This is a genomic window from Streptomyces yerevanensis, from assembly GCF_000716805.1.
GTDB classification, from domain to species: domain Bacteria; phylum Actinomycetota; class Actinomycetes; order Streptomycetales; family Streptomycetaceae; genus Streptomyces; species Streptomyces flaveus.
This window is the reverse complement of record NZ_JNWJ01000069.1, coordinates 13,485-36,254: the sequence shown is the minus strand read 5'-3', so window position 1 is coordinate 36,254 and position 22,770 is coordinate 13,485. Positions and strand designations below refer to the sequence as shown.

The 22,770-nt window shown below is 66.5% G+C and carries 24 protein-coding genes; 4 read left to right on the top strand and 20 right to left on the bottom strand.

Translation table 11 applies throughout. The features are described from left to right. Positions 1–210: 210 nt before the first annotated feature. A complete protein-coding gene (locus tag OP79_RS41655) occupies positions 211–1,113 on the bottom strand; it encodes a hypothetical protein (protein WP_033328316.1) in 903 nt (300 codons plus the stop codon). Between the two features lie 215 nt (positions 1,114–1,328). Further along, the gene (locus tag OP79_RS41650) at positions 1,329–1,790 is read right to left on the bottom strand and encodes an ATP-binding protein (RefSeq protein ID WP_033328315.1); all 462 of its coding nucleotides are present in this window, start codon (positions 1,788–1,790) and stop codon (positions 1,329–1,331) included. 222 nt (positions 1,791–2,012) lie between these two features. Between OP79_RS41650 and OP79_RS41645 the strand changes: the two genes are divergently transcribed. Beyond that, positions 2,013–2,867 carry a helix-turn-helix domain-containing protein gene (locus tag OP79_RS41645; protein ID WP_033328314.1) on the top strand — a complete coding sequence of 285 codons (855 nt, stop codon included), beginning with the start codon at positions 2,013–2,015 and terminating at the stop codon, positions 2,865–2,867. A gap of 11 nt (positions 2,868–2,878) precedes the next feature. Then, positions 2,879–3,073 carry a DUF397 domain-containing protein gene (locus OP79_RS52760; protein ID WP_078492350.1) on the top strand — a complete coding sequence of 65 codons (195 nt, stop codon included), beginning with the start codon at positions 2,879–2,881 and terminating at the stop codon, positions 3,071–3,073. A gap of 175 nt (positions 3,074–3,248) precedes the next feature. Here OP79_RS52760 and OP79_RS41640 read toward each other — a convergent pair whose 3' ends face one another. The 18 genes from OP79_RS41640 to OP79_RS41555 form a co-directional block, all read right to left on the bottom strand. Further along, positions 3,249–3,941, bottom strand: a complete 693-nt coding sequence (locus tag OP79_RS41640; RefSeq protein ID WP_033328313.1) for a hypothetical protein — start codon at positions 3,939–3,941, stop codon at positions 3,249–3,251. Between the two features lie 20 nt (positions 3,942–3,961). Then, on the bottom strand, positions 3,962–4,552 hold the full coding sequence (locus OP79_RS41635; RefSeq protein ID WP_033328323.1) for a hypothetical protein: 591 nt from the start codon (positions 4,550–4,552) through the stop codon (positions 3,962–3,964). Between the two features lie 99 nt (positions 4,553–4,651). Beyond that, positions 4,652–6,016: a hypothetical protein gene (locus OP79_RS41630; protein ID WP_033328312.1), complete on the bottom strand. Its 1,365-nt coding sequence runs from the start codon at positions 6,014–6,016 to the stop codon at positions 4,652–4,654. Further along, positions 6,013–6,330 (bottom strand): hypothetical protein, encoded by a 318-nt coding sequence (locus OP79_RS41625; protein ID WP_033328311.1) that lies wholly within the window; start codon positions 6,328–6,330, stop codon positions 6,013–6,015. Before OP79_RS41625 ends, OP79_RS41630 begins: the two co-directional genes overlap by 4 nt. Positions 6,331–6,453: 123 nt before the next feature. Next, the gene (locus OP79_RS41620; protein ID WP_425428677.1) at positions 6,454–7,431 is read right to left on the bottom strand and encodes a hypothetical protein; all 978 of its coding nucleotides are present in this window, start codon (positions 7,429–7,431) and stop codon (positions 6,454–6,456) included. A 59-nt stretch (positions 7,432–7,490) separates the two neighbouring features. Continuing rightward, positions 7,491–8,153 (bottom strand): lipoprotein, encoded by a 663-nt coding sequence (locus OP79_RS41615; protein ID WP_033328309.1) that lies wholly within the window; start codon positions 8,151–8,153, stop codon positions 7,491–7,493. 278 nt (positions 8,154–8,431) lie between these two features. Beyond that, positions 8,432–9,085, bottom strand: coding sequence for a hypothetical protein (locus OP79_RS41610; protein ID WP_033328308.1), 654 nt, complete (start codon positions 9,083–9,085; stop codon positions 8,432–8,434). Between the two features lie 43 nt (positions 9,086–9,128). Next, positions 9,129–9,767 (bottom strand): hypothetical protein, encoded by a 639-nt coding sequence (locus OP79_RS41605; RefSeq protein ID WP_033328307.1) that lies wholly within the window; start codon positions 9,765–9,767, stop codon positions 9,129–9,131. Between the two features lie 181 nt (positions 9,768–9,948). After that, positions 9,949–10,491 carry a barstar family protein gene (locus tag OP79_RS41600; RefSeq protein WP_078492349.1) on the bottom strand — a complete coding sequence of 181 codons (543 nt, stop codon included), beginning with the start codon at positions 10,489–10,491 and terminating at the stop codon, positions 9,949–9,951. A 58-nt stretch (positions 10,492–10,549) separates the two neighbouring features. Next, on the bottom strand, positions 10,550–11,119 hold the full coding sequence (locus OP79_RS41595; RefSeq protein ID WP_157857447.1) for a hypothetical protein: 570 nt from the start codon (positions 11,117–11,119) through the stop codon (positions 10,550–10,552). Positions 11,120–11,349: 230 nt separating this feature from the next. After that, positions 11,350–11,637 carry a hypothetical protein gene (locus OP79_RS41590; RefSeq protein WP_245685633.1) on the bottom strand — a complete coding sequence of 96 codons (288 nt, stop codon included), beginning with the start codon at positions 11,635–11,637 and terminating at the stop codon, positions 11,350–11,352. 140 nt (positions 11,638–11,777) lie between these two features. Continuing rightward, on the bottom strand, positions 11,778–13,571 hold the full coding sequence (locus OP79_RS41585; protein WP_033328305.1) for a ricin-type beta-trefoil lectin domain protein: 1,794 nt from the start codon (positions 13,569–13,571) through the stop codon (positions 11,778–11,780). 479 nt (positions 13,572–14,050) lie between these two features. Next, entirely contained in the window at positions 14,051–14,452 is a 402-nt protein-coding gene (locus tag OP79_RS41580) for a hypothetical protein (protein WP_033328304.1), read from the bottom strand. Beyond that, positions 14,449–14,697: a hypothetical protein gene (locus OP79_RS41575; protein ID WP_033328303.1), complete on the bottom strand. Its 249-nt coding sequence runs from the start codon at positions 14,695–14,697 to the stop codon at positions 14,449–14,451. Before OP79_RS41575 ends, OP79_RS41580 begins: the two co-directional genes overlap by 4 nt. A gap of 108 nt (positions 14,698–14,805) precedes the next feature. Beyond that, complete coding sequence (locus OP79_RS41570; protein ID WP_033328320.1) at positions 14,806–16,176, bottom strand: acyltransferase family protein; 1,371 nt, start codon at positions 16,174–16,176, stop codon at positions 14,806–14,808. Positions 16,177–16,316: 140 nt separating this feature from the next. After that, positions 16,317–18,530: a bifunctional polysaccharide deacetylase/glycosyltransferase family 2 protein gene (locus OP79_RS41565; protein ID WP_033328302.1), complete on the bottom strand. Its 2,214-nt coding sequence runs from the start codon at positions 18,528–18,530 to the stop codon at positions 16,317–16,319. After that, a complete protein-coding gene (locus tag OP79_RS56570; RefSeq protein WP_051745427.1) occupies positions 18,530–19,471 on the bottom strand; it encodes a hypothetical protein in 942 nt (313 codons plus the stop codon). The genes OP79_RS41565 and OP79_RS56570 overlap by 1 nt, the downstream gene beginning before the upstream one ends. A 293-nt stretch (positions 19,472–19,764) precedes the next feature. After that, on the bottom strand, positions 19,765–20,754 hold the full coding sequence (locus OP79_RS41555; protein WP_033328301.1) for a LysR family transcriptional regulator: 990 nt from the start codon (positions 20,752–20,754) through the stop codon (positions 19,765–19,767). Positions 20,755–20,837: 83 nt separating this feature from the next. Between OP79_RS41555 and OP79_RS41550 the strand changes: the two genes are divergently transcribed. Together OP79_RS41550 and OP79_RS41545 are read left to right on the top strand one after the other, a co-directional pair. Then, positions 20,838–22,124: an MFS transporter gene (locus tag OP79_RS41550; RefSeq protein ID WP_245685631.1), complete on the top strand. Its 1,287-nt coding sequence runs from the start codon at positions 20,838–20,840 to the stop codon at positions 22,122–22,124. 5 nt (positions 22,125–22,129) lie between these two features. Continuing rightward, entirely contained in the window at positions 22,130–22,642 is a 513-nt protein-coding gene (locus OP79_RS41545) for a GNAT family N-acetyltransferase (protein WP_033328318.1), read from the top strand. Positions 22,643–22,770: the final 128 nt, after the last annotated feature.

Sequence of the window (22,770 nt, the reverse complement as noted above, 5' to 3'; positions counted from 1 at the left end):
ACGTTGCTCTCACGTGGGGGCGGGGGTGGCGGTGAGGTCGGGAGGGGGGACGGGGTGGGTTCGGGGTGCGCCGGGTGGGGTTCTTACGGTGCTGAGTGAGAGTACGTGGGTGGGTGCGGGTGGGTTCAGCAAGCGAAACGCCCCGCCTTGTGGGGGCGGGGCGTCGGTTCGGTGGTGTCGGTTCGGTGGTGTCGGTTCGGTGGTGTCGGTTCAGCGCTGAGGGGGTTGGGGCTGGCCGTAGGGGTTGTTGGGTTGGGCGTAGGGCTGGGGCTGGGCGTAGGGGCCGGGAGCCGGCTGGCCTGGGTGACCCGGCTGGCCGCCGTACTGTCCGGGGGCGGGGGCGTGCGCTTGCGGAGCCGCGTACGGCTGCTGAGGTGCAGGTGCGTAGGGCTGCTGCGGCTGGCCCTGCTGCTGACCGTACGGCTGCCCCGGCTGAACGTACTGCTGCCCCTGCTGCTGGCCGGCGAACGGATTGCCCTGCCCCGCCTGCATGTGCTGCTGACCGGCGAACGGATTCGCGTGCCCCGGGAGCTGCGCCCCCGGAGGCAGATACCGCACCCTCCCCGTCTCATCCGCAACCTGCGCGAACCCGGCGGCCTGCAACCGCGCCGCGAACTTGGCGTTCCGCTTCCGCGTGACGACGAACCCGACACCCAGGATCGCCAGGAGGAGCACCCACGTCCCTATGACGAAGAACACCCCGTCCCCACTGGACCGCGCGACCCCGATGGCCATACCGACGGTGACCCCGATGGCCCCGAACCCCATCCGCTTCTCGGCACTCTTGCCGGTGAGATCGAAGTTGATCCGCGCCTTGAGCAGCTCCAGCGCATCGGGCACGACTGGCGGCAGCGACTTCCCGTCGCCGGCTTGCGGATACTGGGCCCAGTTCTGCGCGGCCCGATTCTGAGCCTGCGGACTGGGATCGGGCACGATGAGCATCCTCAGGCCGTTGTTCCCGCCCTGCCGCACGTCGGCGTACTGATACCCGAACTGCTCCGCAACGAAGGCAAGCCGAGCGAGCTTCTTCACGGACGCCATGGCACTGGCGAGCTCAACGGGCTCCCCACTGGCCATGAGCCGAAACATCTTCTGCAACTGCCGCTGACTCACGCCAACCCTTCCCCGTACCCATCAATGACCACCTGTTTGCACACGCACCCTATCGGCCACGGGAGTTGGGGCACAGGGGCGGCCGGGGGCCTGCACGGGAAGGCTCCTGAGCCTGCACAGGAAGGCTCACGCACGTCGGTTCCGCCAGCCGGAATCCAGCCAGCCTAAATTCATTACGGCTAGCGGAGCAGCTGTGATCACTCGACCACCGCCTGCTACATCCCGCCCCCTCCCACCTCGAACCACAGCAACTTCCCGGCCCCGCGCCCGAGCAGCCCGTCACCGAGAGGCCAACCACCCCACGAACTCGCGTACTCCTGCACGAGGAGCAGCCCGCGCCCACCTTCCGCGTCCGCCGGGGCGGGCGGGACGGACGGGACTCGGTCGCCAGGAGGCTGGTCGAAGGGCGCGGGGATGTGCGGGCTGCTGTCCCATACGCCGACCCGCAACCGCTCGTCACCCAGCGCGGTCAGCCGCAGGGAAGCGGGGCCTTTGGTGTGCCGGTAGGAGTTGGTGACCAATTCGGAGGTCAACAGCTCGGTGACGCCAAGGAGTTCGGACATTCCGTGCCCGTTGAGGGCGGCCCGCACGGTCATACGTGCGACGCGTGCAGCGCGGGGGTCATGGGGCAGGCGAAGGGCGTACGACCAGGTGTTGGGCGGGGCTACGGTGACCATGAATGCCTCCGGGAGGGAAGGGAGTTGAGTTCACTCGACGCTGGCGCCACGCGGTGGCATTGCCTGGGGAGGTGCGCTTCCGGCTTACAGGCGGCGGGAGTTGAGCGACGTGAGACTCACCATAGAGGATTCGATGTGATACTTAACATCGAACAAGGGGTACGCTTCACAATTCACCCCTGCGAGTGATCCACCTGACCCACGATGACGAGAGAGGGCTCAGTGCCACCCAGCACCACCCCCAGCCTGCGGCAGCAGCGCCTGGGAGCCGAACTACGCAAGCTTCGGGAGCACTCGGGCCTGACGTCCACCGCTGCCGCGCAGCTGCTAGGCCTCAAGCAGGCGCAGATCAGCAGCATCGAATCGGGCCGGTACGCCGTAGGTGCCGACCGTGTACGCACCTTCGCCCGTGCCTACAGTTGCGCCGACTCGGCGCTGGTCGAAGCCTTGGCCGAGATGACCGGTGGCCGCACACGCGGTTGGTGGGACGAATACCGGGAGTACCTGCCCGCCGGACTGGCCGACCTCGCCGAACTGGAGCACCACGCGACCGGACTGAGGGTGGCCCTGTCCCTGCACATCCCCGCGCTGCTGCAGACCACGGACCACGCGCGAGCCATGCTCCAGCAGGCGGTCCCGCCCTTCCAGCCGTACGAGCTCGAACACCGCCTCTCGTACCGCATCAAGAGGCAGGCGGTCCTCCACCGCACATCCTCTCTCCCGTACACAGCACTTCTGCACGAGGCGGCGCTGCGCATGCAGTACGGCGGACCGGACATCGCCCGCGTCCAGCTGGCCCGACTACTTGAACTGAGCGAGCAGGACAACATCACCGTGAAGGTCATCCCCTTCACATCGGCAGGCTTCCCCGGCAACGGCCAGTCCTTCGACTACGCCGTCGGCCCGGTTCCCCAACTGGACACGGTTCAGCTGGACACCCATCACGGGGGCTGCGAATTCCTCGACGCTGAAGCACAGTTGGCGAAGTACCGCACCGTGCTTGATCGCATGGAGTCCTGCGCTCTCGACCCCGACGAGTCACGCAAGTTCATCGAGCACATCATGCAGAGCCTTTGAGAGGTACCGACGTGCACGCACTCACCTGGCAGAAGTCGACCTACAGTCCCGATGGGTCGAACTGCGTCTACGTGGCGGCCACCCCGACGGGCCAGGTCCACCTCCGCGAAAGCGACGACCCCAAGGTCACCCTCATAACAACCCCCCCTCGCCTAGGCGCGTTGATACGAACCCTCAAGGCACACCCGACCCCGCGCACCACCTGAACGATTGGAAGCTTTGGGACACCCAGACGCCGCCCCCGGTGTTTCGAACCTTCCAACCACCGACAGGCAAGGCGTGTCCTCGATGTTCCGAAGAGGAAGCCCACCATGAGGAGACAAGACAGGCCACGCCGTCGCTTCGTACTGCCCTTTCTGCCGGTGGAACCCTCTCCCACGGTCATCGCGCCTCAGCCGTGTCCACGCCCGCCTCCAGCAGGTTGTCGAAGCTGACTGTTTCGGCGATCTGTTGCAGGACCGCACGGTACTGCTCGCGCCGGGCCACAGCCGTCGTGCTCAGCGTGAGGACGACCAGGCGCTTGCAGTCCGGGTGCGGCAGGTGGGCGTGGATCTGGAGGAGAGGATGCTGTGGAAGACCACTGTCCGCCGATGCTGTACGAACGGTCTCGCTGAACGTGGCCGGGCCACAGGGCAGTTCGAGGTACTCGATGTGGCTGTGCCCCTCGGCATGCATGACCGCACGGGCGGCTGTAACACCGCGCGGCGCCACAGCTGTGTCACGCCAGGAAATAGTGAAGAGGGAGAGCAGCGGCTGGCCGGCACTCGTGTTCGCCTCGCCCACGTCATCTCGATGCAGACCGATCGAGCAGTGCACGGTACCGACCTCACGTAGCGCTCCCAGCAACTGCTGCCCGGACGCGAAGTGCGCGATGAACTGCTGACGGACCATCTCATTGGGCGCCGCGTCGAGGAACGGGGCGACGGCGGTACGCAGTTTCTCTGCGGCTGGAGAGCCCAGTTCGGGCAGCAAGCCGTCCAGAGGAAGGGCGGTGAACCCTGCGGGTTCGGCGAACCAGAGTTCCGCATGAGGGTCGTTGACAGAGTCGTGAAGGACAATCGCGGGGGTGCTCACAGCACGCCTCTCAATACAGCTCAGGGGTGGGCAGGGTAGACGCCCGCGCGTCGACCACGCTCGATGTCCTCGGGGGTGGCGCCCCAGTCCGCGAAACGCTGACCACTCTGCACATCCGTCCGCTGCTCCATGACATGCAGGCGGCGAGGGGCCTCTCCGTTGCTCGTAGGTGCGGCAACGAGCCCGGCGAAACGAGGATCGCCCGCGAACCAGATCACCTCGATCTGTGACTTCAGCCGAGGTTTTGCACGAGGAGCCATGCGGCGAGCCCACCACTCCACACGCAGGTGCTGCGGGAAAACGAGCGGTAGTTGCTGATCCGGACGAGCGGGATTGGGAAACTCGAACCATCCGTAATGCTTACCGAGGACCTCGGGGCGCTTCGTCAGCCCGTGCGGGACATCTCGCAGTATCTGCCAGGGGTATGTGCGCAGGATGCGCAGCATGCTGAATGCTGGGCGGAAGTAGCGCAGTTGGGTCACCGCCCGGTACAGGCAGTAAAGGAGAGGCAGCACAAAAAGGAGAGTGAACCCGGGGGAAAGGAATACGACCAGCACATACAGCAGGCCCCACCAAGCGGCGATCCAGCCGATGAGGCCGATGACGTTCATGGCCATGTGTCCTGCCCAGGCCCGGCGAGTGGGCGGATGGCCCCAGGCGGTGGGGTAGTCGGCGGGGTTCACAACAGCTCTCTTTTCATGCGGAAGGCATCAGAAGACATGGCGGACAAGATTGAGAAGACCGCCGTTGTCGACGACAAGACGTGAGCCGTCGACGCCGGCTACGGTGCCACTCTTGATGCCATCCTCGTCCGCGTCCACCAACTTGTCGTACAGGCCGAAGCCACCGGTGCCTACACCGACCAGCCCCGACGTCGCGGACACCACTTTGGCTGCCGTCTCAGGGTTACTCGCGCTCCGCACCGCCCGGGCGATCAGTGGGTTTTCCAGGGCCGTGATGGCCCCCGCCTCGTCCAAGGTCTTCGTGCCGTAGGTCGCCGCTTTCTGCCAGAAGCCGAGTGTTTGGGTACCCGTACGAATCGCATGGGTGGCCTCAACACCCCCCTTGATCGCTGCTCCAAGCCCTGGTAGAGATCCCGCGAGATCAGCTCCGACTGAAACCGTGTTGCTCCAGAAGTCTGCATCGAGCTCACCTTTGGTGAAACCGTCCTTCAGGGACTCCCATGTCTCGGCGTCAGAGAGCCGTAGTGTCAACGCCGTAACACTCAACGCCGATGCCGTGAGCATCAGCGCCGCCACCGTTGCAATCCCCCACCCCAGTGGGCCTGCGAGGATGAGCGCGGCCAAGCCGATGGCACCCGCCGTGAAACTCAGGATGTCCGGCAGGTTCTCGCCCAGCCAGTCCATCGCCGACTCGAACGCCCCCGGCTCATGCGGCGCCAGCTTCTTCGTCGCATCCTCGATCTTGCCCGCCCGGTACTGCGCCTGCTTCTCGTGCTCCTCAGCAAGCCTCCGAGCCCTGCCCAGGATCTTCTCAAGCTCGGCTTCCGCCTCGTCCACGGCTGCGTTCGCGCGGGTCAGCGCCTTCTCCGCGTCGTCGTGCGCGGCGCCCTTCTTCTTGTCCAGGGCCGGATCGTCGCCCGCCGTGGCCGCTTTGCCTTTGGCGGTGTCGATCGCGTCGCGCGCATCCTTCGCCTCGTCATCCAGCCGCTTGGCCCGCCGCTGAAAGTCGTCGAGTTCGCCCTCCCAGAGCTTCAGCTGCTTGGCCGCCTTACGAAGGGAGCGCGCGGCGTTCTTCAAGTTCAGCGGCAGCGGCCCACCGTCGATCTGCTCCCGGAAAGCGACGGCGGCGTCGCCCTTCCAGTAACTGCCGTCCATCAACTTGGTGACGAGGTCAAGCGTGTCTTCGAGGACCTTCGCACAGCCAGCGAGCTTTCTGTGCAGTCCACTTACGGTCTCCGTGCTGCCCGGCACAGGGTTGAAACCCAAGTGAGGATAGTCAGGGTTGGGGATGTGCGGGGCGGACTTGAGCCCTTGTGGCTTACCGCGATCGGCCACGTACTGGGGGTCGAGCGGCGCACCCGGCTGCGGTTCGAGACCAGGGGTGTCCGTCACTTCTTGTCCCCGCCCTTACCGTCCTTGGCTTTCTTCAACGCCTCCTCAAGCGCCTTGTCGACCTCGAGGTAGCTTTCCCGACTCTTGCCGATGATCTTCGCGAGGTCCTCGGTCTGCTTGCCGATCTCCTCCGAGCCGTACTTCCAGTCGTCCTGGAAGATCTCACACGCGGAGTCGAGATTGTCCGTGCCCAGCCCCGTGATGCTCGCATCAGACAAGGCCTTGCGGACGCCCTTGAGCGAATCGGTCGACTTGTTCAGCATCTTCATGAAACGCCCGAGCTCATCACCATCAACGGCCAGCCGCTCCGCCACGCACCCCAACTCCCCGCTCGCCCGCCATTCCCGAACCGGAATGACGCTATCCGCTCTCGGCCCGCTCGGCCAACCGCCCCCTCGGAGGGGACAGTTGGCCGCGGCATGGGTCCGTCACCGCGGTCAGCGATTGACGGCCTGGATCTCCTGCACGATCACGTCCTGCTCGGCGCCGAACTCGCCGTTCGGAAGCGGCTGTTCCTCATCGACACCCGTACCGACCCAGGAAATCTCCCACGTGACCGTGGCCGTGAGCGGATACGAGCCGTCACCCGAGGAGCGTAGGTACTTCACGCCGCACGGCGGCGTCTCGTCGGCCTTGCCCTTGGCGTACGGCTCGCCAATCCTGCCGTTGTTGATCTCGCACTCGCCGGAGGCGGGGTAGGTCTCCGCATCCTCGGTACCCGGGTCGATCTTCAGAGAGACCGGCACGGCGGTCGTGGTCGCCTCGATGTCCAGCGCCGGGATCGACGCGGTGACCGAGACCGGCTTGAAATCGGCGCCGTCCAGCCATGCCCAGGTCGGCAGATTGACCTTGGTCGTGCCCTCGGGCGCCAGCGTCACCTCGGTGCCGGGCACCTGGATTTCCCTGTACGCGAGCTGGGCGAGGATCTCGGGAGTGACGGCGTTCTCGATGTTGGCCGGCGGAGGGTCACCCTCGTCCACCCAGAACGGAGCTTCGGTGCACTCGTCCCAGCCATCCGGGTAGTCCTCGTCGACGTAATTGCCCCAGAAATAGCCCTCGCCGGTCTTGTCCTTGTTGAAGTCCTTGTACGGTTCACCGTTGACGTACCGGTTGCGCTGCTCGCTGTCCCACTGGCCGCCGGTCGACCCGGACTCCCAGATCGGCTCCATCGTTTTCTGGAGCTGCTCGGGCGTGTACTTCGGGGCATACCAGCAGGGCGGCGGGCTCCAGTTGGTCGCAGTGGTCGTCACGGGGCCTGCGGACTCTCCCGTGCCGTTCTTTGAACGGTCGAAGACCACCACGCCAGCGGAGAGGGTGTCGCCATCAGCATCGCCCGACGTCTCCGTGCCCTTCCCAGTGCCGACACCTGGCGCTCCAGTTCCTGGATTGCCACGGTTGGCGACAGCGTTGGGCATCGAACACACCAAGATTGCCCCTGCGGCCGCGGAGACCACGGCAAGGCGAAGCAGTCTGGTCACGGCTGACACCCCGCAGCGCCGCGAGCTGAGGTGATCTTCATGAGTTCCCAAACCCCCTGCTTGTTCTTGGTCACCTGAGCGCTGTAAGCGACGTAGCTGTCCTTGGTCACCTTCGTCTTCTTGATCTCGCCTGTCTTGATGACCTTGTTGTAGCCCTTGCTCTCGTCCGCGCAGTAGCCGATCACAGCACTGTTCTTGGACTTCATCTTCACGTCGCGGTCGAAGTAGCGGACGCTGCCGGTTACCGTCGTGCCCGCGTCCTTGTATCCCTGAACCCACTCGTTGGCGGCTACCGCGCCTTCGCCCTCCGTGTAGAACTCCAGGGCGGGAAGTCGCGGATTTTGGGCAACGATTGCCGCGTCGAGCGCGCGAATGAACTCAGCGTTGTCCCGCAGGATCGCATCTTTGATGGGGTCGCCCGTCTCCTCTGGCGTGAAGGTCAGCACGTCGTCCGACGGCAACTTGATCTCCGGACGCTCGACAGAGTCCGCCGGACTCGCACTCGGCGACGCCGAGGTCGATGAGTCCCCGGTGTCAGCACCTGCGATCTTGTCGTTGTCCTTGGAACTGTCGCTGTCGCCGCCGCCACAGGCGGACAGCGTCAAGGCCGCAGCGGCGGTCAGCGTGATCGCTGCGAGCAAGGTGGGGCGGCGCTTCACTGACGACTCCCGGTGGGGCGAGGGTTGGCATGAGCGCAGTAACGCTATCGATGCGACGGTGGTGACACCAGAGCGAATTACGTCGGGGGCAGCTCCGTACCGACCCCAAAGCGCCCATAACCCCTCAACTGGCAGCTAGGCGGCTCCCATTGAGTGACCTCCGGGAAGCGGCACCACCGCCGCCTTGCCCAGTGCAAACGCCCGATGGCGTCGTCCCACGTGGCTCGACTTCAACAAAGCGGACACAGCTCAGTAACAGACAGAGGCCCCGGTTCACCTCAAGGCTGGCACTTCGCACTCCCCCTCTGCGAATCGAGCTTCTCGACAGCCCAGACACCCTGGTCGTTCTTGCTCAACTGGACGGCGTAGAGCACATAACTGTTCTTGGTGACAGCCGTCTTGTTGATCCTCTTCGGCTTCAAGTACATGTCGTACGCCTTGCCTTGGTCCTCGCAGTACACAAGCGAGGCGCTGCCGACGTCGCCCACGTCGACGGTCGCGTTGTAGTAGCGATAGGTACCGGTCGTGCGTGCCTTGGCCTTGACGTACTCCTTGATGTACAGCTCCGTTTGGGCAGCAGCCTCACCCTCGTAGTAGTAGAGGTACGCCTCGTCCAGCGGATCCTGATTGGCGATGGCCATGTCCACCGCCTTGATGGACTGCTCGCTGTCGGCCAGGACCGCGTCCTTGTGCTTGTCGCCGGTCTTCGACCACTCGAAGGAGTACTTGAGGTCCGACGGCAGCTGAATCTTCGGGCGGCCGGCCGCTGCCGACTCGGGCGCGCTCGGCGATGGCGATGCCGACTTCTCGCTCTCTGTGTCGGCGCCCGCGTTCTTGTCCTTGGAGCCGTCGCTGCCACCACAGGCGGACAGCGTCAAAGCCGCAGCAGCGGTCAGCGTGATCGCTGCGAGCAGGGTGGGGCGGCGGTTCACTGACAACTCCCGGTGGGCGAGGGTTCATGTGAGCGGGGCAACGCTATCCGCATTTCTTGTCCCCCCGCTTCGAGATCAGGTTGGTGGTCTGCCAAACGCCCTGGCCGTTCTTCTCAAGGCGCGTGTTGTACAGCACGTACGGGCTTTTACCCAAAGGCGTCCTGTCGACCTTGTTCGTCTTCCGGTCTTTGTTGAAACCCATGCTCTCGTCCGAGCAATAGACGACGGACGCCGACTTTTCACCGGACAGCGTGACTTGAGGGGCGTAGTAACGAGTCGTGCCCGTGAAGGAAAGGTTGGCGTCCACATACGCCTGAACCCACTCCACCGCACCGGTCAACGCCTTGTCCCGGTAGTAGAACGAGAGGCCCGGCGCACCTGTATCGCCGCGCAGGATGGCATCGTTCGTCACGTCGATGCGCCTGGCAGTATCCGCCAGAACGGCGTCCTTGGTGTCGTCGCCGGTCTTCCAGTCCTCGTACTTGTCCGTGACGTCCGACGGCAGCTCGACCTGAGGACGATCGAATGCGTCAGTCGCGCTGCCGGTGTCGGCGCCCGCAGTCTTGTCGTTCTTCTTGGAGCTGTCGGAACTGTCGCTCTCGTCACCACCGCAGGCGGACATCGTCAAGGTCGCTACGGCGGTCAGCACAATCGCTGCGAGCAGGGTGGGACGGCGGTTCACAGGTAACTCCCGGTGGGGCGAGGGTTCGTATGAGCGGGCAACGCTACCGACATCGACCGCCGCATACGCCGAGTTCCTTCCCGTTACCCCTCGCCGGGGGTGTCGTCCAATGGAGGACGTGCGGCTGACCTCTGGATTGCTCCCCCTGCTCACGTCCTGTTCCGGGCGCGACCCACTTACTTCAATGCCATTCATCGGGATTGAGAGCCGCTGCGACAAACCTGTCCCCTGTGGTGACGGTCAGGTCAGGCTGGCCAACCCGGAGTGCGACCTTCTCACGATCGAATTCTCGGAACTCAAGAATGAAATGTTCGGCAATGGCGGGCCGGTCCAAGGGGAATCCGTCGAGGTCTACCGCAGAATTTGCACGGTCCGCCCCTTGACAGAGGACTGATACGAACAGGGGGAAGTGCTCCGCTTCCAGTAGCCGATCCGCATCATGGATGACGCCTACGATCCCGACTCCACCCGTGACCGCACCGCACAAATCGTCCAGGCAGTCCACCAAGGCATCCCAGTTTCTGCCGAAATAATCAGGGAATTGCAGGACTTCCGCAAACGAACGGTAGATCCCCTGCTCGGCCATCAGATCGCGAGAGTCGAAGTGGTGGATACGCCCTCCATTCGCCTCAAAACTTGACAATTGCCGATGGACCTCGGCCACCCCTTGGGGAACGAAGACAACCCAGGGCTCCGAGGTTCCTGTGATGTCGAAACTGGTCATTCCTGGATCACCCTGTGAATTGGCCAACGTAGTAGAAAGTTCCGGGGCGTAGGCCGCATCAAGCGTCCAGCAGGTCTTCCAGGAGCCGGGCGTAGGCCCGAAAGCCTGCCTTGCCGCTCTCCGGTGCACTCGATTTGGGAAGGAGGATGCCCGGCAGAAAAGTGACCCGCCACGTCCTGAACGTGCCCTCAGCAGTGCTCCGCCCCGCATCGTCCGCGAGGGAGACAGCAATGGTGAGAGCTTCGACGACCCTGTCTGCGCCCTGCCGTTCGTCCCTTCCATCGACGATGGCGGCGGTGACCAGGGCTTGCAGGAAATGCACCAGTTGCAGATCAGCCCCCATGTGACACATGCGCCGCACCACCGACGGTTCCTCGAGTTCTTCGAGGCGGGGCGAGATGTTCTCGATGCCGCCGGACCAGAGGAGCAGGGACGGTGCCGTGATCTGGTGGTCCCGCAGATACCCCAGTTCGTCGGCGATCGCCATCGCCACGTCGCTGAATCCACCGATCTCACCGACGGCGGCGAGGAGTTGGTCCACCTCATCCCTCCGGCGGCTCACCAACTCACCTACCGAGGCCTCGGCAACTGCCCACGTGCCGGTGGCAACAACCGCGCCGATCTCCACAATCCCGCCGAGCGGACCAAAGATCTCGCGGGCGAGTCTCTCTTCCGGGACGTGGACGGTCTGTCCTGACACTTCACAAGCCTCGCGAGTCTCTGGCTTCGATGCCTACGCGGCGTCCAGGGCGTTGTCGAGCACGACTAGGAGCATCGCGTCCGTTGGCGTATTTAGCGCCGGGTGGGCGCTCGCCTCAGGGTGCCCCCGGGGTTGAGGGCCGCGTGCGGCGCGGCTGTTCACTCAAGGGCCCTGTACTCGGCTGACGGGTCGGCCAGTTCGGGCCGCTCCAGCGTGTACCGATCCCCGTGAATCCTCAGCATCGCCCAATGCCACGCCTCGTCATGAAAGACAAGCCCACGGTACGGCGTATCGATCGGCTCGTAGGGGTAGCTCTCCAAAGCTTCAGCCCAGGCCTCCGTCGGTGTCAGGCCACCGTGCCGCCGCATCACCCACGCATAGCGACGCCGCTCGGCCTGCAGATATTCGCAGTACTCCGCCTCGCTCCACGTCACGCGCCACGTCACACGGCGACCCTAGCTCGCTGCTGATCGGCGGGACGTCCGCCCCAGGGAAATCGACGGTTGCCCGCGCCGCGGTGGTGGCCGGTCGGCCCGGCAGCGCACCAGAGGCGCTGCCGGGCCGTGTGCCGCCAGGCTCTGTCGGCCTAGTCCTCGGGCACCCACACCTGTCGGGGATCGGTGGAGCACTCCTCGACGGTGACCTGGCCCTTCTCCGCATCAGGAGCGGTCAGACACAGGTTGTTCGCCTCGTTGCGGAGCCGGAGGTCGCCGTCCGCATCGGTTTCGGCGGTCCAGCGTTGGCCGGCGTTGTCGTTCTTGGTGTTCGAGTAGTCGCAGGTGAAGATCACGGAGGATGATCCGGGCCCTGCGGTGTCGCTGTCGCGGAGATCGACGCACTTGTCGCTGTCACGGCCGCGCAGACGGACCAGGTTGTCGCTGTAGTTCTGGAATTGGACGTCCCAGAACTGGTTGTCGACGTTCTTGCGCGGGTGGACGATCACATTGGTGAGGTCGGATTCGCCGCCGCCCTGGGCGTCGAGGTAGGAACCGTTGGCGGCACGCAGCCGCACCCACCTCTTGTCGCCACGCCAGCTGTCGGACGGTACCGCGCGGGAACTCTCCCACCACAGCTGCGAGTCGCTGTCCGTGCAAGGCTGTGCCCGCAGGTCTTCCTGCCTGCCCGTGGCGGTCAGGCACAGCGAACTCCACAGGGCGTTGCGCCAGCGTACGGGCCCGCTCTCGAGGCCTCCGCTTTCCTCGTCCCGCACGGCGGCCGGGCTCTCGGGGTGCCACTGCGACATCGAGCTGACACAGTCCGACATGACGATCTTGAACTGGTCGAACGGGTTGACGCCCGGGCATCGGCGGTCGTCGGCCGCGGACCTTGCCCGCTCACGCTGATTTCCTGATCCGCCCTGCTGGAACGCGTACCAGTGCCCCCGGTACGTGTTGACGTTGAAACGCTGCTGAGCGTTGAAGCGCTGCGGGTGGGTGATGACCCGGCGGGAGCCGTCGGCGGGGGCGTCCATGGCGGAGCCGGTGGCGACGTTGACCAAGCCCAGCGAGTAGGTGTGGGCCACACGGCCGGGCGGCTGGGGTATGGGCCGGCCCGGTGCGTTGAACTCGACCGGGTAGTGGTCCGCACCGATCCCGGCCGGCACTCGGGCCTGCATGTCCGGGGTGCCCCTCGTGAGGGCGTAGTCGAGTTCGCGGCCGCCCTGGTGGGTGGCTCGGTCGGGCCGCGCGAGGAATTCGGTCGGAGCGGCGCCGACCGTGTCGCGGGCTTCGGCGGTGTCCTGGAAGCGAATGTTGGTGTTGAAATCGCCGAGGATCACATAGCGCTCGTTGGGGTGCAGGGCCTGCTCCTGCCGGATCGCACCCAGCAGCTGCTGGTAGTCGGAGGCGCCGCGGGCGTGAATGTTGTAGTACACGGTGTTGCCGAGCCGGACACCCAGGGCACGGCGGGACCGGTAGTCGTTGTTGGCCGAGTTCGGGTTGAAGACGGGATTGTTGACCACCCTGACCTCGTCGGCGTGCTCCTGGGTCACGATGGCGAGATTGTTCCGGCCGCCGCCATCGTTCCGGCGGTTGGTGCCCCAGTACAGGACACCGTCCTCCCGCTCGACATGGGTCTGCAAGAAGTACACCGTGTACAAGCGCCCCCGGTACTCCCAGGGCGTCCGGTTGACGGTCATGGGCATGCTCGGGTGGGGCTGGATTCCGGGGATCTGATAGGTGGCGCTGTCATTGAACAGCTGTGGCACAGGAGGCGCTCCCGCGCCCGCTTCCTGCAGTGCCACCACTTCCAGCCGCTCGGCCATCGGACCCACCTCGCTGTTCCAGCGGGCCCCTCCGAGACTGCCCTGCATGTTGTACGTGCCGAACGGACGGCCGGGGTCGTTCGGCGCTGCCGCGGCCTGTGGCGCGATGGCGACCACCGCCCCGACCGCGGTCAGCAGTAAGGCGGCCAGGGACGCGCATAAGCGTCCGCTCCACCCTGAGTTTTTGAGTAACGCCGAAGTCATACTGTGGGCCTTCCTGCCGGACAATTCCTTTGCGAAATCGAACCCTTGGCAATCATTCCCAACAATCCTTTCTATGTCTGGTTCATGTACGGTCGAGAATTGGACCCGACTGCTTTGCCTTGCGAATTGGATGACGGCAGAAACCGGAATCCGCGTTCCTCGTCATCCTTGTGGTCTGAGTCACAGGAGGCACACCTGTTACGAAGAGCCTGGGCACTGCGAGTTCTCTTCGGGTTCCGGTCAGCGGTAGACGGCCTGGTCTCCTGCACGATCGCGTCCTGCTCGGCGCGCCGGACTCGCCGCCCTCACCGAGCCGGTGGTGCGGAAGGGCTGTTATTCATGGACATCCGTGGCGGTCCAGGAGATCGGCGAAGGTCGCCGAGGCGTCCGGCTCAGATGCCGATGAGCCGGACGCGGTCACCGCACAGCCGGGTCATGTCATCCACGTCGGACGTCAGTATGGCCACCGGGCCCGGCTGGCGCAGTGCCACCTCGGCGACCGTCGCGTCGATCGCGTACTTGTGGCCGTGCATGCCTGTGGCCTTGAGCAGTTCCGCGGACACCTTTGCCGCACCCTCACTCACCGGCTCGACCTTGACGCGGGACAGCGCCCACCACAGCCGTGGCATGTTCACCCGCGCATGGCTGACTTCCACGATGGTGTTGGCTCCGATGACGAAATCGGCACCCATGGCATGGAGCACCTGGAACATCGCAAGGATCTTGCGGTCCTGGGCGATCCAGGCGGAGAGTCCTTGGGAGTCCAGGACGACGGTCTCGACGTGCTCGTTCACGCAGCGCTCGCCGACCCGTCGGCGTCCGCCGTTCCGAAGATCCTGGAGCGGGCCTCCGCCAGCTCCTCCTCGGTGAAGGACCCGTGCTCCTCCTGGTGGCGCAGCAAGTCGGCACCGAGCAGCTGGTGCCGCAGCTGACGCGCCACCGCCTCGGCGACATAGCCGGAGACGTTGTCGGTGAGCTTCTTCAGTTCGGCGACCTGCTCGGTCGGCAGCGTCACCGTGATCCGTGTCGTATCCGCCATGACGCGAGCATACTGCGATATGCGCGCCCCGAACACCTCCGTCCGGGCGTGCGTCCGCACATGGTGGGGCCGCAAGGTCGTTGCGTGAACGCAGGGATACCGCGGCACCTACCGCGCCCGGGCCCGCCCTCGCGACCCAGATCCAGACCCAGACCGCGACCGCCCCCGACTCCCGCCCTTCTTCCCCCCATCCGGCCAAAGCCGAGGCCCCCGCTTCGCCGCCAGGTCCTCGACCCACCCCACGCCCACGATCATCAGACCGATCAACGGCCATACCAGGACGAACATCCAGAGGGTGTACGTCGTGGTCAGGGCGTTGCTCAAGCGGTCGTCCATGAACGGGAGTTCGTAGAAGAGGTCCAGTAGAGGCACCGTCGCCATGATCAGCAGGTTGTGCCAGAGGTAGATCGTTACGGCGCGGTTGTTCGACAGGGTGATCAGTTTGTCCCAGCGGGCCAGGCGGCCAGGGAGTTCCTGCCAGGACGGGGAGTACTGGAGCAGGATCGCGACGAAGCCCAGGGACCAGGTGGCCTGGGCCAGAGGGATGTCGTTCAGGTCCCAGCCGTCGGGGCCCAGGTGGCCGGAGGCCCACCACAGGCCGAAGGCCATCAGGAGGGCGGCGACGGAGACCACCGCGTAGCGCGGGATCTTCTTCAGTACACCCTCCTGGTGGGCCATGCCCAGGATCCAGCAGCTGCCGTAGACCGCGAAGTCCGTTACCGCGTTGCCCGTTTCGCCGGGGATCTTCACAAGTCCCGTGCCTACCACCGCCGTCAGCGCCAGCGGGGCCACCAGTGTTGCCCACGGGACTCGGCGGAACGCCCACAGCAGCAGCGGGGAGGCGATCACGAACCAGAGGTACGCGCGCAGGTACCAGAGCGGGCCCGCTGCCTGGACCGCCCAAGTCTGTTCCAGCACGCCCGACTCGGAGCCGATCTGCCATGGGTAGGGCGGGGCGCCGATCGGGATGACGTAGTTGACCAGGCCCAGCCAGCCCAGGCCGCCGTCGTCCTTGGACGGGTTCCAGCCGCCCACGAACATCATCGCGAGCACCACCGCGCTGAACGCCCAGAGCGGCGGCAGCAGTCGGCGGACACGGCCGCGGATCACACCCCATGCCGGGCGGCTCAGCGAGCGCGCCATCAGGGCGCCCGCCAGCGCGAACATCACGCCCATGGACGGGAAGAGGACCGTCAGCCAGGCCCAGCCGAAGATGTGGTAGACGACCACGCGGACCAGGGCGATGGAGCGGAGAAGATCGAGATAGCGGTCACGGCCCGGGCGGGTCGGTGACGGTTTGCTCGATGCCTTGGTCCTGGTATCGGACGGGGCCTCGGCGGCCAGTACCGCTGCCGCTGCCGCCTCCGGCACCTCCCGCAGAGGCTGCGTCTCCTCCCACCTCTGCTGCGGAACCGCCTGCGCGGCCTGGGCCTGGGGAGCCTGCGGGACGTACCCATTCCCGTACGACTGCCCGGGCATCTCCCCGTACGACTGCCCGGGTATCGCCCCGTTCGGCTGCCCGTACGTCTCCTCATACGACGTCCAGTACGAGTTCTCGTACGGCGACGCACCCGCCCCCGTGCCCTCCCCTGTGTCCGCCCCTTCTCTATACCCCTGGGTCATCCCACCGGCCTCCGCTCATTCCCACTCGCGACCCGCTGCCCGGGCACCGCACCAGGAGCCGAGCCACCCGGCGCCGACCCCACTACCCCCGTGCGCCGCAGCTTCTGCCAGCGCAGCCGGCCGCCGGTGAGGGCGGTGATCCAGGACTGGAGGAGGACGACGTACATGAGCTGGCGGTAGAGGAGCTGCTGCAACGGCAGCGAGATGAGATGGGTCATGCGTTCGCGGTCGAGGCGGAAGGCGTACGCCGCGCAGACCGCCTGGATGGCCAGGACGCCCAGCCAGGCGCCGATCGTCTTTCCGGTGGGGCCGAAGACGAGGCCGTACAGGAGGAACACGTCGATCAGGGGGGCCAGCAGCGGGGCCACCACCATGAACAGGGAGACCAGCGGCATGCCCACGCGGCCGAAGCGGCCCGAGGGGCCCTTCTCGATGATCGAGCGGCGGTGCTTCCATATCGCCTGCATCGTGCCGTACGACCAGCGGTAGCGCTGGGACCACAACTGCTGGACGGATTCCGGCGCTTCGGTCCAGGCGCGGGCGTTCTCCGCGTACACGACGCGCCAGCCGTCACGGTGCATCGCCATCGTGATGTCCGTGTCCTCGGCGAGCGTGTCGTCGCTCATGCCGCCGACGCGTTCCAGGGCGGAGCGCCGGAAGGCTCCGACCGCGCCCGGGATGGTCGGCATGCAGTTCAGGATGTCGTACATGCGGCGGTCGAGGTTGAAGCCCATCACGTACTCGATGTGCTGCCAGGCTCCGATGAGGGAGTCCTTGTTGCCGACCTTCGCGTTGCCGGCCACCGCGCCCACGCGCGGGTCGGCGAAGGGCTGGACGAGCTCGCCCACCGTCGCCGGTTCGAAGACCGTGTCGCCGTCCATCATCACGATGAGGTCGTAACGGGCGTTGGCGATACCGCGGTTGAGCGCGGCGGGCTTGCCCGCGTTGAGCTGGCGCACGACGCGTACGTTCGGCAGGCGCAGGCCCTCCACGATGCGGGCCGTGCCGTCACTCGAACCGTCGTCGATGACGATGACCTCGATGGGATGCTCGCTGGCCATCAGCGAACGCACCGTGTTCTCGATGCACTTGGCTTCGTTGTACGCGGGAACCAGCACCGACACCGGTTCGGTGACCGGTCCGCTGGGGCCCCAGCGGAAGTCCTTGCGGCGTACCCGGCGGGCGTGGACGACGGAGAGCAGGAGCATCAGGCCGAAGCGGACGAAGACCAGGACACCGATGATCGCGAGGCCGACGACGAGGACGCTGGTGATCTTCTCCGAGGCCTGGACCGCGTACACCCACGCCTTGCCCTTCCACAGCTCGAGGCCGGTGACCTTGGTGTGGGCGCTCTGTGCGCCGAGAGCCTTGGTGAGGTTCTCGAACCGGTAGCCCCTGTCCTTCATCTGGGGCAGGAACTTGTCGAGCGCGGTGACGGTCTGCGAGCGGTCGCCACCGGAGTCGTGCATCAGGACGATCGCGCCCTTGTCGCCCTTGGGCGTGGCGTTGCGGATGATCTCGTCGACGCCGGGCCTGCGCCAGTCCTCGCTGTCGGTGTTGTTGACGATGGTGATGTAGCCCTGGCTGCCGATGTACTCGGTGACCGGCCAGGACTTGTTGTCCATGGCGGCGGCGAAGGAGGAGTACGGCGGCCGGAAGAGCGAGGAACGGATGCCCGCCGCGCCCGCGAGCGCCAGCTGGTTCTGGGAGAGCTCCCAGTTGATGCGGCGCTTGGACTGGAGGGAGAGATCGGGGTGGTTGAAGGTGTGCAGGCCGATTTCGTGGCCTTCGTCGACCATGCGCTGGACGAGGTCCGGATAGCGCGAGGCCATGGTGCCGGTGATGAAGAACACCGCGTGCGCGTCGTGCTTCTTCAGCACGTCGAGGATCTTGGGCGTCCACTCGGGGTGCGGACCGTCGTCGAAGGTGAGGACCATATGACGGTCCCGTACGTCGTCCCGGCTGTCGGTGCCACCACGACGGGTGTCGATGACCGGGCCGCCCTTCAGGACCTCCTGGGGGACCCGGTCGTTGGCCGTGGGGGTGTTGACGCGGTAGTCCGCGAGGATCTCGCTGTGGACGAAGCCGCGCAGCATCAGCATCGCCATCAGGGCGACGAGGATGAGCGAGGGCAGCAGGTAGCGCATGGGCAGGCGACGACGACGTACTGCGCCGGAGGCCTTGTCGCGACGGCTGGAGCTGGATGCCATCAGAGGATGATCTCCGGGGAAGACGGGGCGGGAGGCTGCTCGATGACGTCGATCGGGGCGACGTCGATCACGCCGATCGGATCGACGTCGATCACGCCGATCGGGTCCACGGGGTTCAGGTCGCCCGCCGGCGGCGCGCCGGCGACGGGGTCACCCTCTGCCGGGGGATCGGCCGGGGGGTCCTCGCTCGGCACCGGGTCCGGGTCCGGAGCCGGTGTCGTGGGCTCAACGGTGGGGTCGTCGGTGGGGTCGGGCTCGGCCGGCGGGTCGTCGCTCGGGTCCGGCTCCGTGACGGGGTCCGAGGGCTTGGGCTCGGTGGGCTCGTCCGACTCCGAGGGGCTGGCCGATGTGCTCGGCAAGGGGTCGACGCCCGGTACCGAGGGCGTACCGGGGTCGACCGTCGGGTTCAGCCCGGAGCCGGGGTTCGCCGTCTCGGACGGTTCCGGGGACGCGGGCGGCAGCGTCGGGGAGTCGACCCTGCTGGCCGGCTTTTCGTTCTCCTTGCCCGGCACCGGGAGCCAGGGCGCGCTGGAGTTGCCCGACAGCAGCGTGGCGACGATGACGACGGCGTACACCGCGCAGGTGATGCCGACGGCCATGCCTATACGGCGGTATCTGCGGCTGCGTCGGCCCGTCTCGTCGACGAAGACCGGGCCGTCCGTACCCTCCTGGACGCCCTGCGCACCCCGGGGTCTCTTGGCCTGCTGGACCAGCCAGTCCTCCAGGTGCGCGCCGGCGACGTCGAGCTGGACCGTGACCTCGTCCGGGTCATGAGCGTGCTCGAACTCCGGAACGGGCGGCGGGGCGAACTGCCGGGTCTCGCCTATGTCCCGGCTGTCGCCAGAGGACCGGCCGTCGCCACTGTCCTGCTCTGTGTCCTGCTCGTCGCCTATGTGACGGTCGTTGTCGTCGCCGTCTCGGCTGTCTCGCTGTTTGGGCATGGATATATCGCCAGAACCACCATGAAACGAATCCCCCGCATCTACACGGGTCGACGGATCGGCTCCGCCTCTGTCCGGCCGGTCGGTATGACCTCCAGCCAGTTGGGCGTTTTCCCGCCACTTTTCCACGCGCACGTACGTCCCCCTACGGAACTGATCGGGCGCGTACGAGTCCGGGCACTACGTACCTACTTGTCCGGACCGAGTCCCCACCCGATCCGGGCGCCCCCCTGTTACCACATACACCCGGCCCATGAATGTAGCGCACATGGGGGTTATGTGCGTGCCACGTGTCAGGTGCATTGCGCCATGATGCGCTCATCCGTGGCCGGAATCCATCCGTCGGCCGGTCGCCGGAGCCAGCCCTCCGCCTCCGCCAGCTCCGCGGCGGCGGCACGGAGTGCCTCCATCGCCGGGTGCAGCAGCCCTTTTTTCCACACGAGTGACACAGGCGACAGGGGTACGGGATCGACGAGAGGCCTCTGTATCGATTTGGGCATGGCCGGAAAATCCACCACCACCAGGACGGGGTTCCGCCACTTGGCCATGACCCGCTGGAACTCCTGGGCCCCCACGGCGAGCGGCGCGGGCGGCGCGATTTCGATGCCTCGCCCCTCGAAGAGCTGCCGGGCCAGGTCGGTCCACTCCGGCGTACGGGGGTTGCCGGCACCGGCGTACACGTACTCACCCGCCAGCGCGTCCAGCGGGACAACGTCCAGGTCAGCGAGCCGATGACCCTCGGGCAGCACGATCGCCATCGGCTCGTACCGTACGGGCTGCTGCTCCAGGCGTTCGCGGATCGCCGGGTCCAGGCCCGCGAACCGGCCGAAGGACGCGTCGAGCCGGCCGGCGAGCAGTTCGGCCGCGGCGCCGGTGAGGCCGCTCTCGAAGCGGGCCATCAGCTCGCAGTCGGGGGCGAGCTCACGCGCCCGCGGCAGGATGCGCTCGCCCACCAGGCCCGGGCTGTTCACATCCATGAGCAGGGGGCGCTCGGCGTCCGCGGCCCGCCCGAACTCGGCGAGCAGCGTGTCCTGTGCCTCCAGCACGCGGCGCGCGTACGGGAGCAGCCGCTCACCGTCGGCGGTGAGCGCGACCCGCCGCGTATTGCGTACGAAAAGGTCCGCCTTCAACTCCCGTTCCAGGCGCCGGACATCACGGCTCAGGGCTTGCTGGGCGACGTACAGCCGGGCGGCGGCGCGGGTGAAGTGGAGCTCCTCGGCGACGGTGAGGAAGGCGCGGAGGAGGCGGGGGTCGACCGCACCGGGACCAGGGGAGGACGGCATCCGGCGAACTTACAACTCAGGTGCGTCAATCGGTACGGAATAGGTGTTGGACCGCTGGTCAGGGCAGCGGCGACGGTTGATTCATGCCGCAACAGCCACCCGAGACACGTCCCGAGATATGTACGGACACCCCCGCGCAGCCACAGCCGGAACCAGAGCCCCAGCCCCGCAACCCCTACCTCCGTCTCTTCACCATCCCCGGCACCCGTGCGTTCACGATCGGGAACCTGATCGCCCGTCTCCCCATGGGCATGTTCAGTATCAGCGCCGTCATCATGATCGCGGGAACGCGGGATTCGTACGCCCTCGCCGGCGCCGTCACGGCGACCGGGCTGGCGGCGACGGCTGTCGTCGCGCCCTGGACGGCGCGTCTTGTCGACCGTTACGGGCAGGCGCGGATCGCCGTGCCCGCGACGGCGTTCGCGGCGCTGGGCTCGCTCGCGCTGCTGCTCTGCGTGCGTTACGGGGCGCCCGACTGGACGCTCTTCGCCGCGTACGCCGCGACGGCCACGACGCCCAACACCGGAGGCATGTCGCGGGCTCGCTGGGCCCATCTGCTGAAGGGCGATCCGGCGGGCCTGCACACCGCGAACTCCTTCGAACAGGCCGCGGACGAGCTGTGCTTCATGCTCGGGCCGGTGCTCGCGGCGTTCCTGTGCGGGATGTTCTTCCCGGAGGCGGGCACGTTGGTCGGGGTGGTGCTGATGCTGACGGGCGTACTGGTCTTCGCGGCCCAGCGGGCCACGGAGCCACCGGTGCGGGGTCGTCCTCGTACGACCGCGAAATCCCCGCTGCGCGCACCTGGCATGCCCCCTCTGCTGATCGGGTTCCTCGCCACTGGCGCCGTCTTCGGGTCGATGGAGGTGGTCACGATCGCGTTCGCTGATGCACACGGGAACAGGTCGGCGGCGGGTGTGATCCTCGCGCTCCAGGCGGCCGGTTCGGGCGCGGCCGGCCTGCTGTACGGGGCGCTGAAGCCGGCGGGACCGGCCGAGCGGCGCTATCCGTGGAGCCTCGCCGCGATGGCCGTCCTCATGTCGGGCCCTCTGCTGGCCGCCACGCTCACGGGGTCGCTGGTGGTCCTCGCCGGTGCGCTGCTGGTGGCCGGAATGGCGACGGCTCCGACGATGGTCACGGCCATGACGCTGGTCCAGCACCGCACGCCCGAGGGCCGGTTGAACGAGGGGATGACGCTGGCGGTGACGGGGTTGCTGGGCGGGATCGCGTGTGGTTCGGCGGTCGGTGGGTGGGTTGTGGAGCGGGTGTCGGCCACCGCTGGGTACGGGGTCCCGGTCGCGGCGGCTGCGGTCGCTCTGCTGATCGCGCTCATGACGAGGCGACGGGATTGTCAGACCCCCGTCCTAGGGTGACCGCCATGGACATCACGGACGCGGGCCAGGTGCGACTTGAGCCCTGGTCGGAAGGCGACTTCTGGCTGCTCCAGAGGACCAACAGCCCTGAGATGACGGCACACTTGAGCGGCCCGGAGAGCGAGGAGAAGCTCGCCTCGCGACACCAGCGCTACCTCGGCCTCGATCGGGGGCAGATGTACCGGGCCACGCTGGCGGACACCGGAGAGACGGTGGGCTCGATCGGCTTCTGGGAGCGGGTATGGCAAGACAGGGCGGTGTGGGAGACGGGGTGGGCCGTGTTGCCCGAGTTCCAGGGCCGGGGGCTCGCGGTGAAGGCTGCCCGTGCGGTCGTCGAAGCGGCGCGGGCTCTCCGGGAGCATCAGTACCTGCATGCGTTTCCGAGCGTGGACCATCCCGCGTCGAACGCGGTGTGCCGTCGGGCCGGGTTCGAGCTGCTGGGTGAGGCCGAGTTCGAGTACCCGAAGGGCCACTGGATCATGTCGAACGACTGGCGGGTGGATCTCGGCAGAGACTGAAGAGAAAGAGGAAGAGGAAGAGGAAGAGGCTGACGACCGAACGCCACCCTCACTTCACGCCAATCCACGCCCACCCCATTGACGCGCCCGCAGCCCCCACATACCTTCCCTCGTCGAATCGCTTCGAC

Excerpts from the sequence above, each read along its gene's own strand:
- OP79_RS41575 (WP_033328303.1), bottom strand. The coding sequence starts at position 14,697 with ATGGCGGATACGACACGGATCACGGTGACGCTGCCGACCGAGCAGGTC.
- OP79_RS41545 (WP_033328318.1), top strand. The coding sequence starts at position 22,130 with ATGGACATCACGGACGCGGGCCAGGTGCGACTTGAGCCCTGGTCGGAA.
- OP79_RS41565 (WP_033328302.1), bottom strand. The coding sequence starts at position 18,530 with ATGGCATCCAGCTCCAGCCGTCGCGACAAGGCCTCCGGCGCAGTACGT.
- OP79_RS41555 (WP_033328301.1), bottom strand. The coding sequence starts at position 20,754 with ATGCCGTCCTCCCCTGGTCCCGGTGCGGTCGACCCCCGCCTCCTCCGC.
- OP79_RS41635 (WP_033328323.1), bottom strand. The coding sequence starts at position 4,552 with ATGAACGTCATCGGCCTCATCGGCTGGATCGCCGCTTGGTGGGGCCTG.
- OP79_RS56570 (WP_051745427.1), bottom strand. The coding sequence starts at position 19,471 with ATGCCCAAACAGCGAGACAGCCGAGACGGCGACGACAACGACCGTCAC.
- OP79_RS41570 (WP_033328320.1), bottom strand. The coding sequence starts at position 16,176 with ATGCCCGGGCAGTCGTACGGGAATGGGTACGTCCCGCAGGCTCCCCAG.
- OP79_RS41600 (WP_078492349.1), bottom strand. The coding sequence starts at position 10,491 with ATGACCAGTTTCGACATCACAGGAACCTCGGAGCCCTGGGTTGTCTTC.
- OP79_RS41620 (WP_425428677.1), bottom strand. The coding sequence starts at position 7,431 with ATGCCCAACGCTGTCGCCAACCGTGGCAATCCAGGAACTGGAGCGCCA.
- OP79_RS41550 (WP_245685631.1), top strand. The coding sequence starts at position 20,838 with ATGCCGCAACAGCCACCCGAGACACGTCCCGAGATATGTACGGACACC.
- OP79_RS41650 (WP_033328315.1), bottom strand. The coding sequence starts at position 1,790 with ATGGTCACCGTAGCCCCGCCCAACACCTGGTCGTACGCCCTTCGCCTG.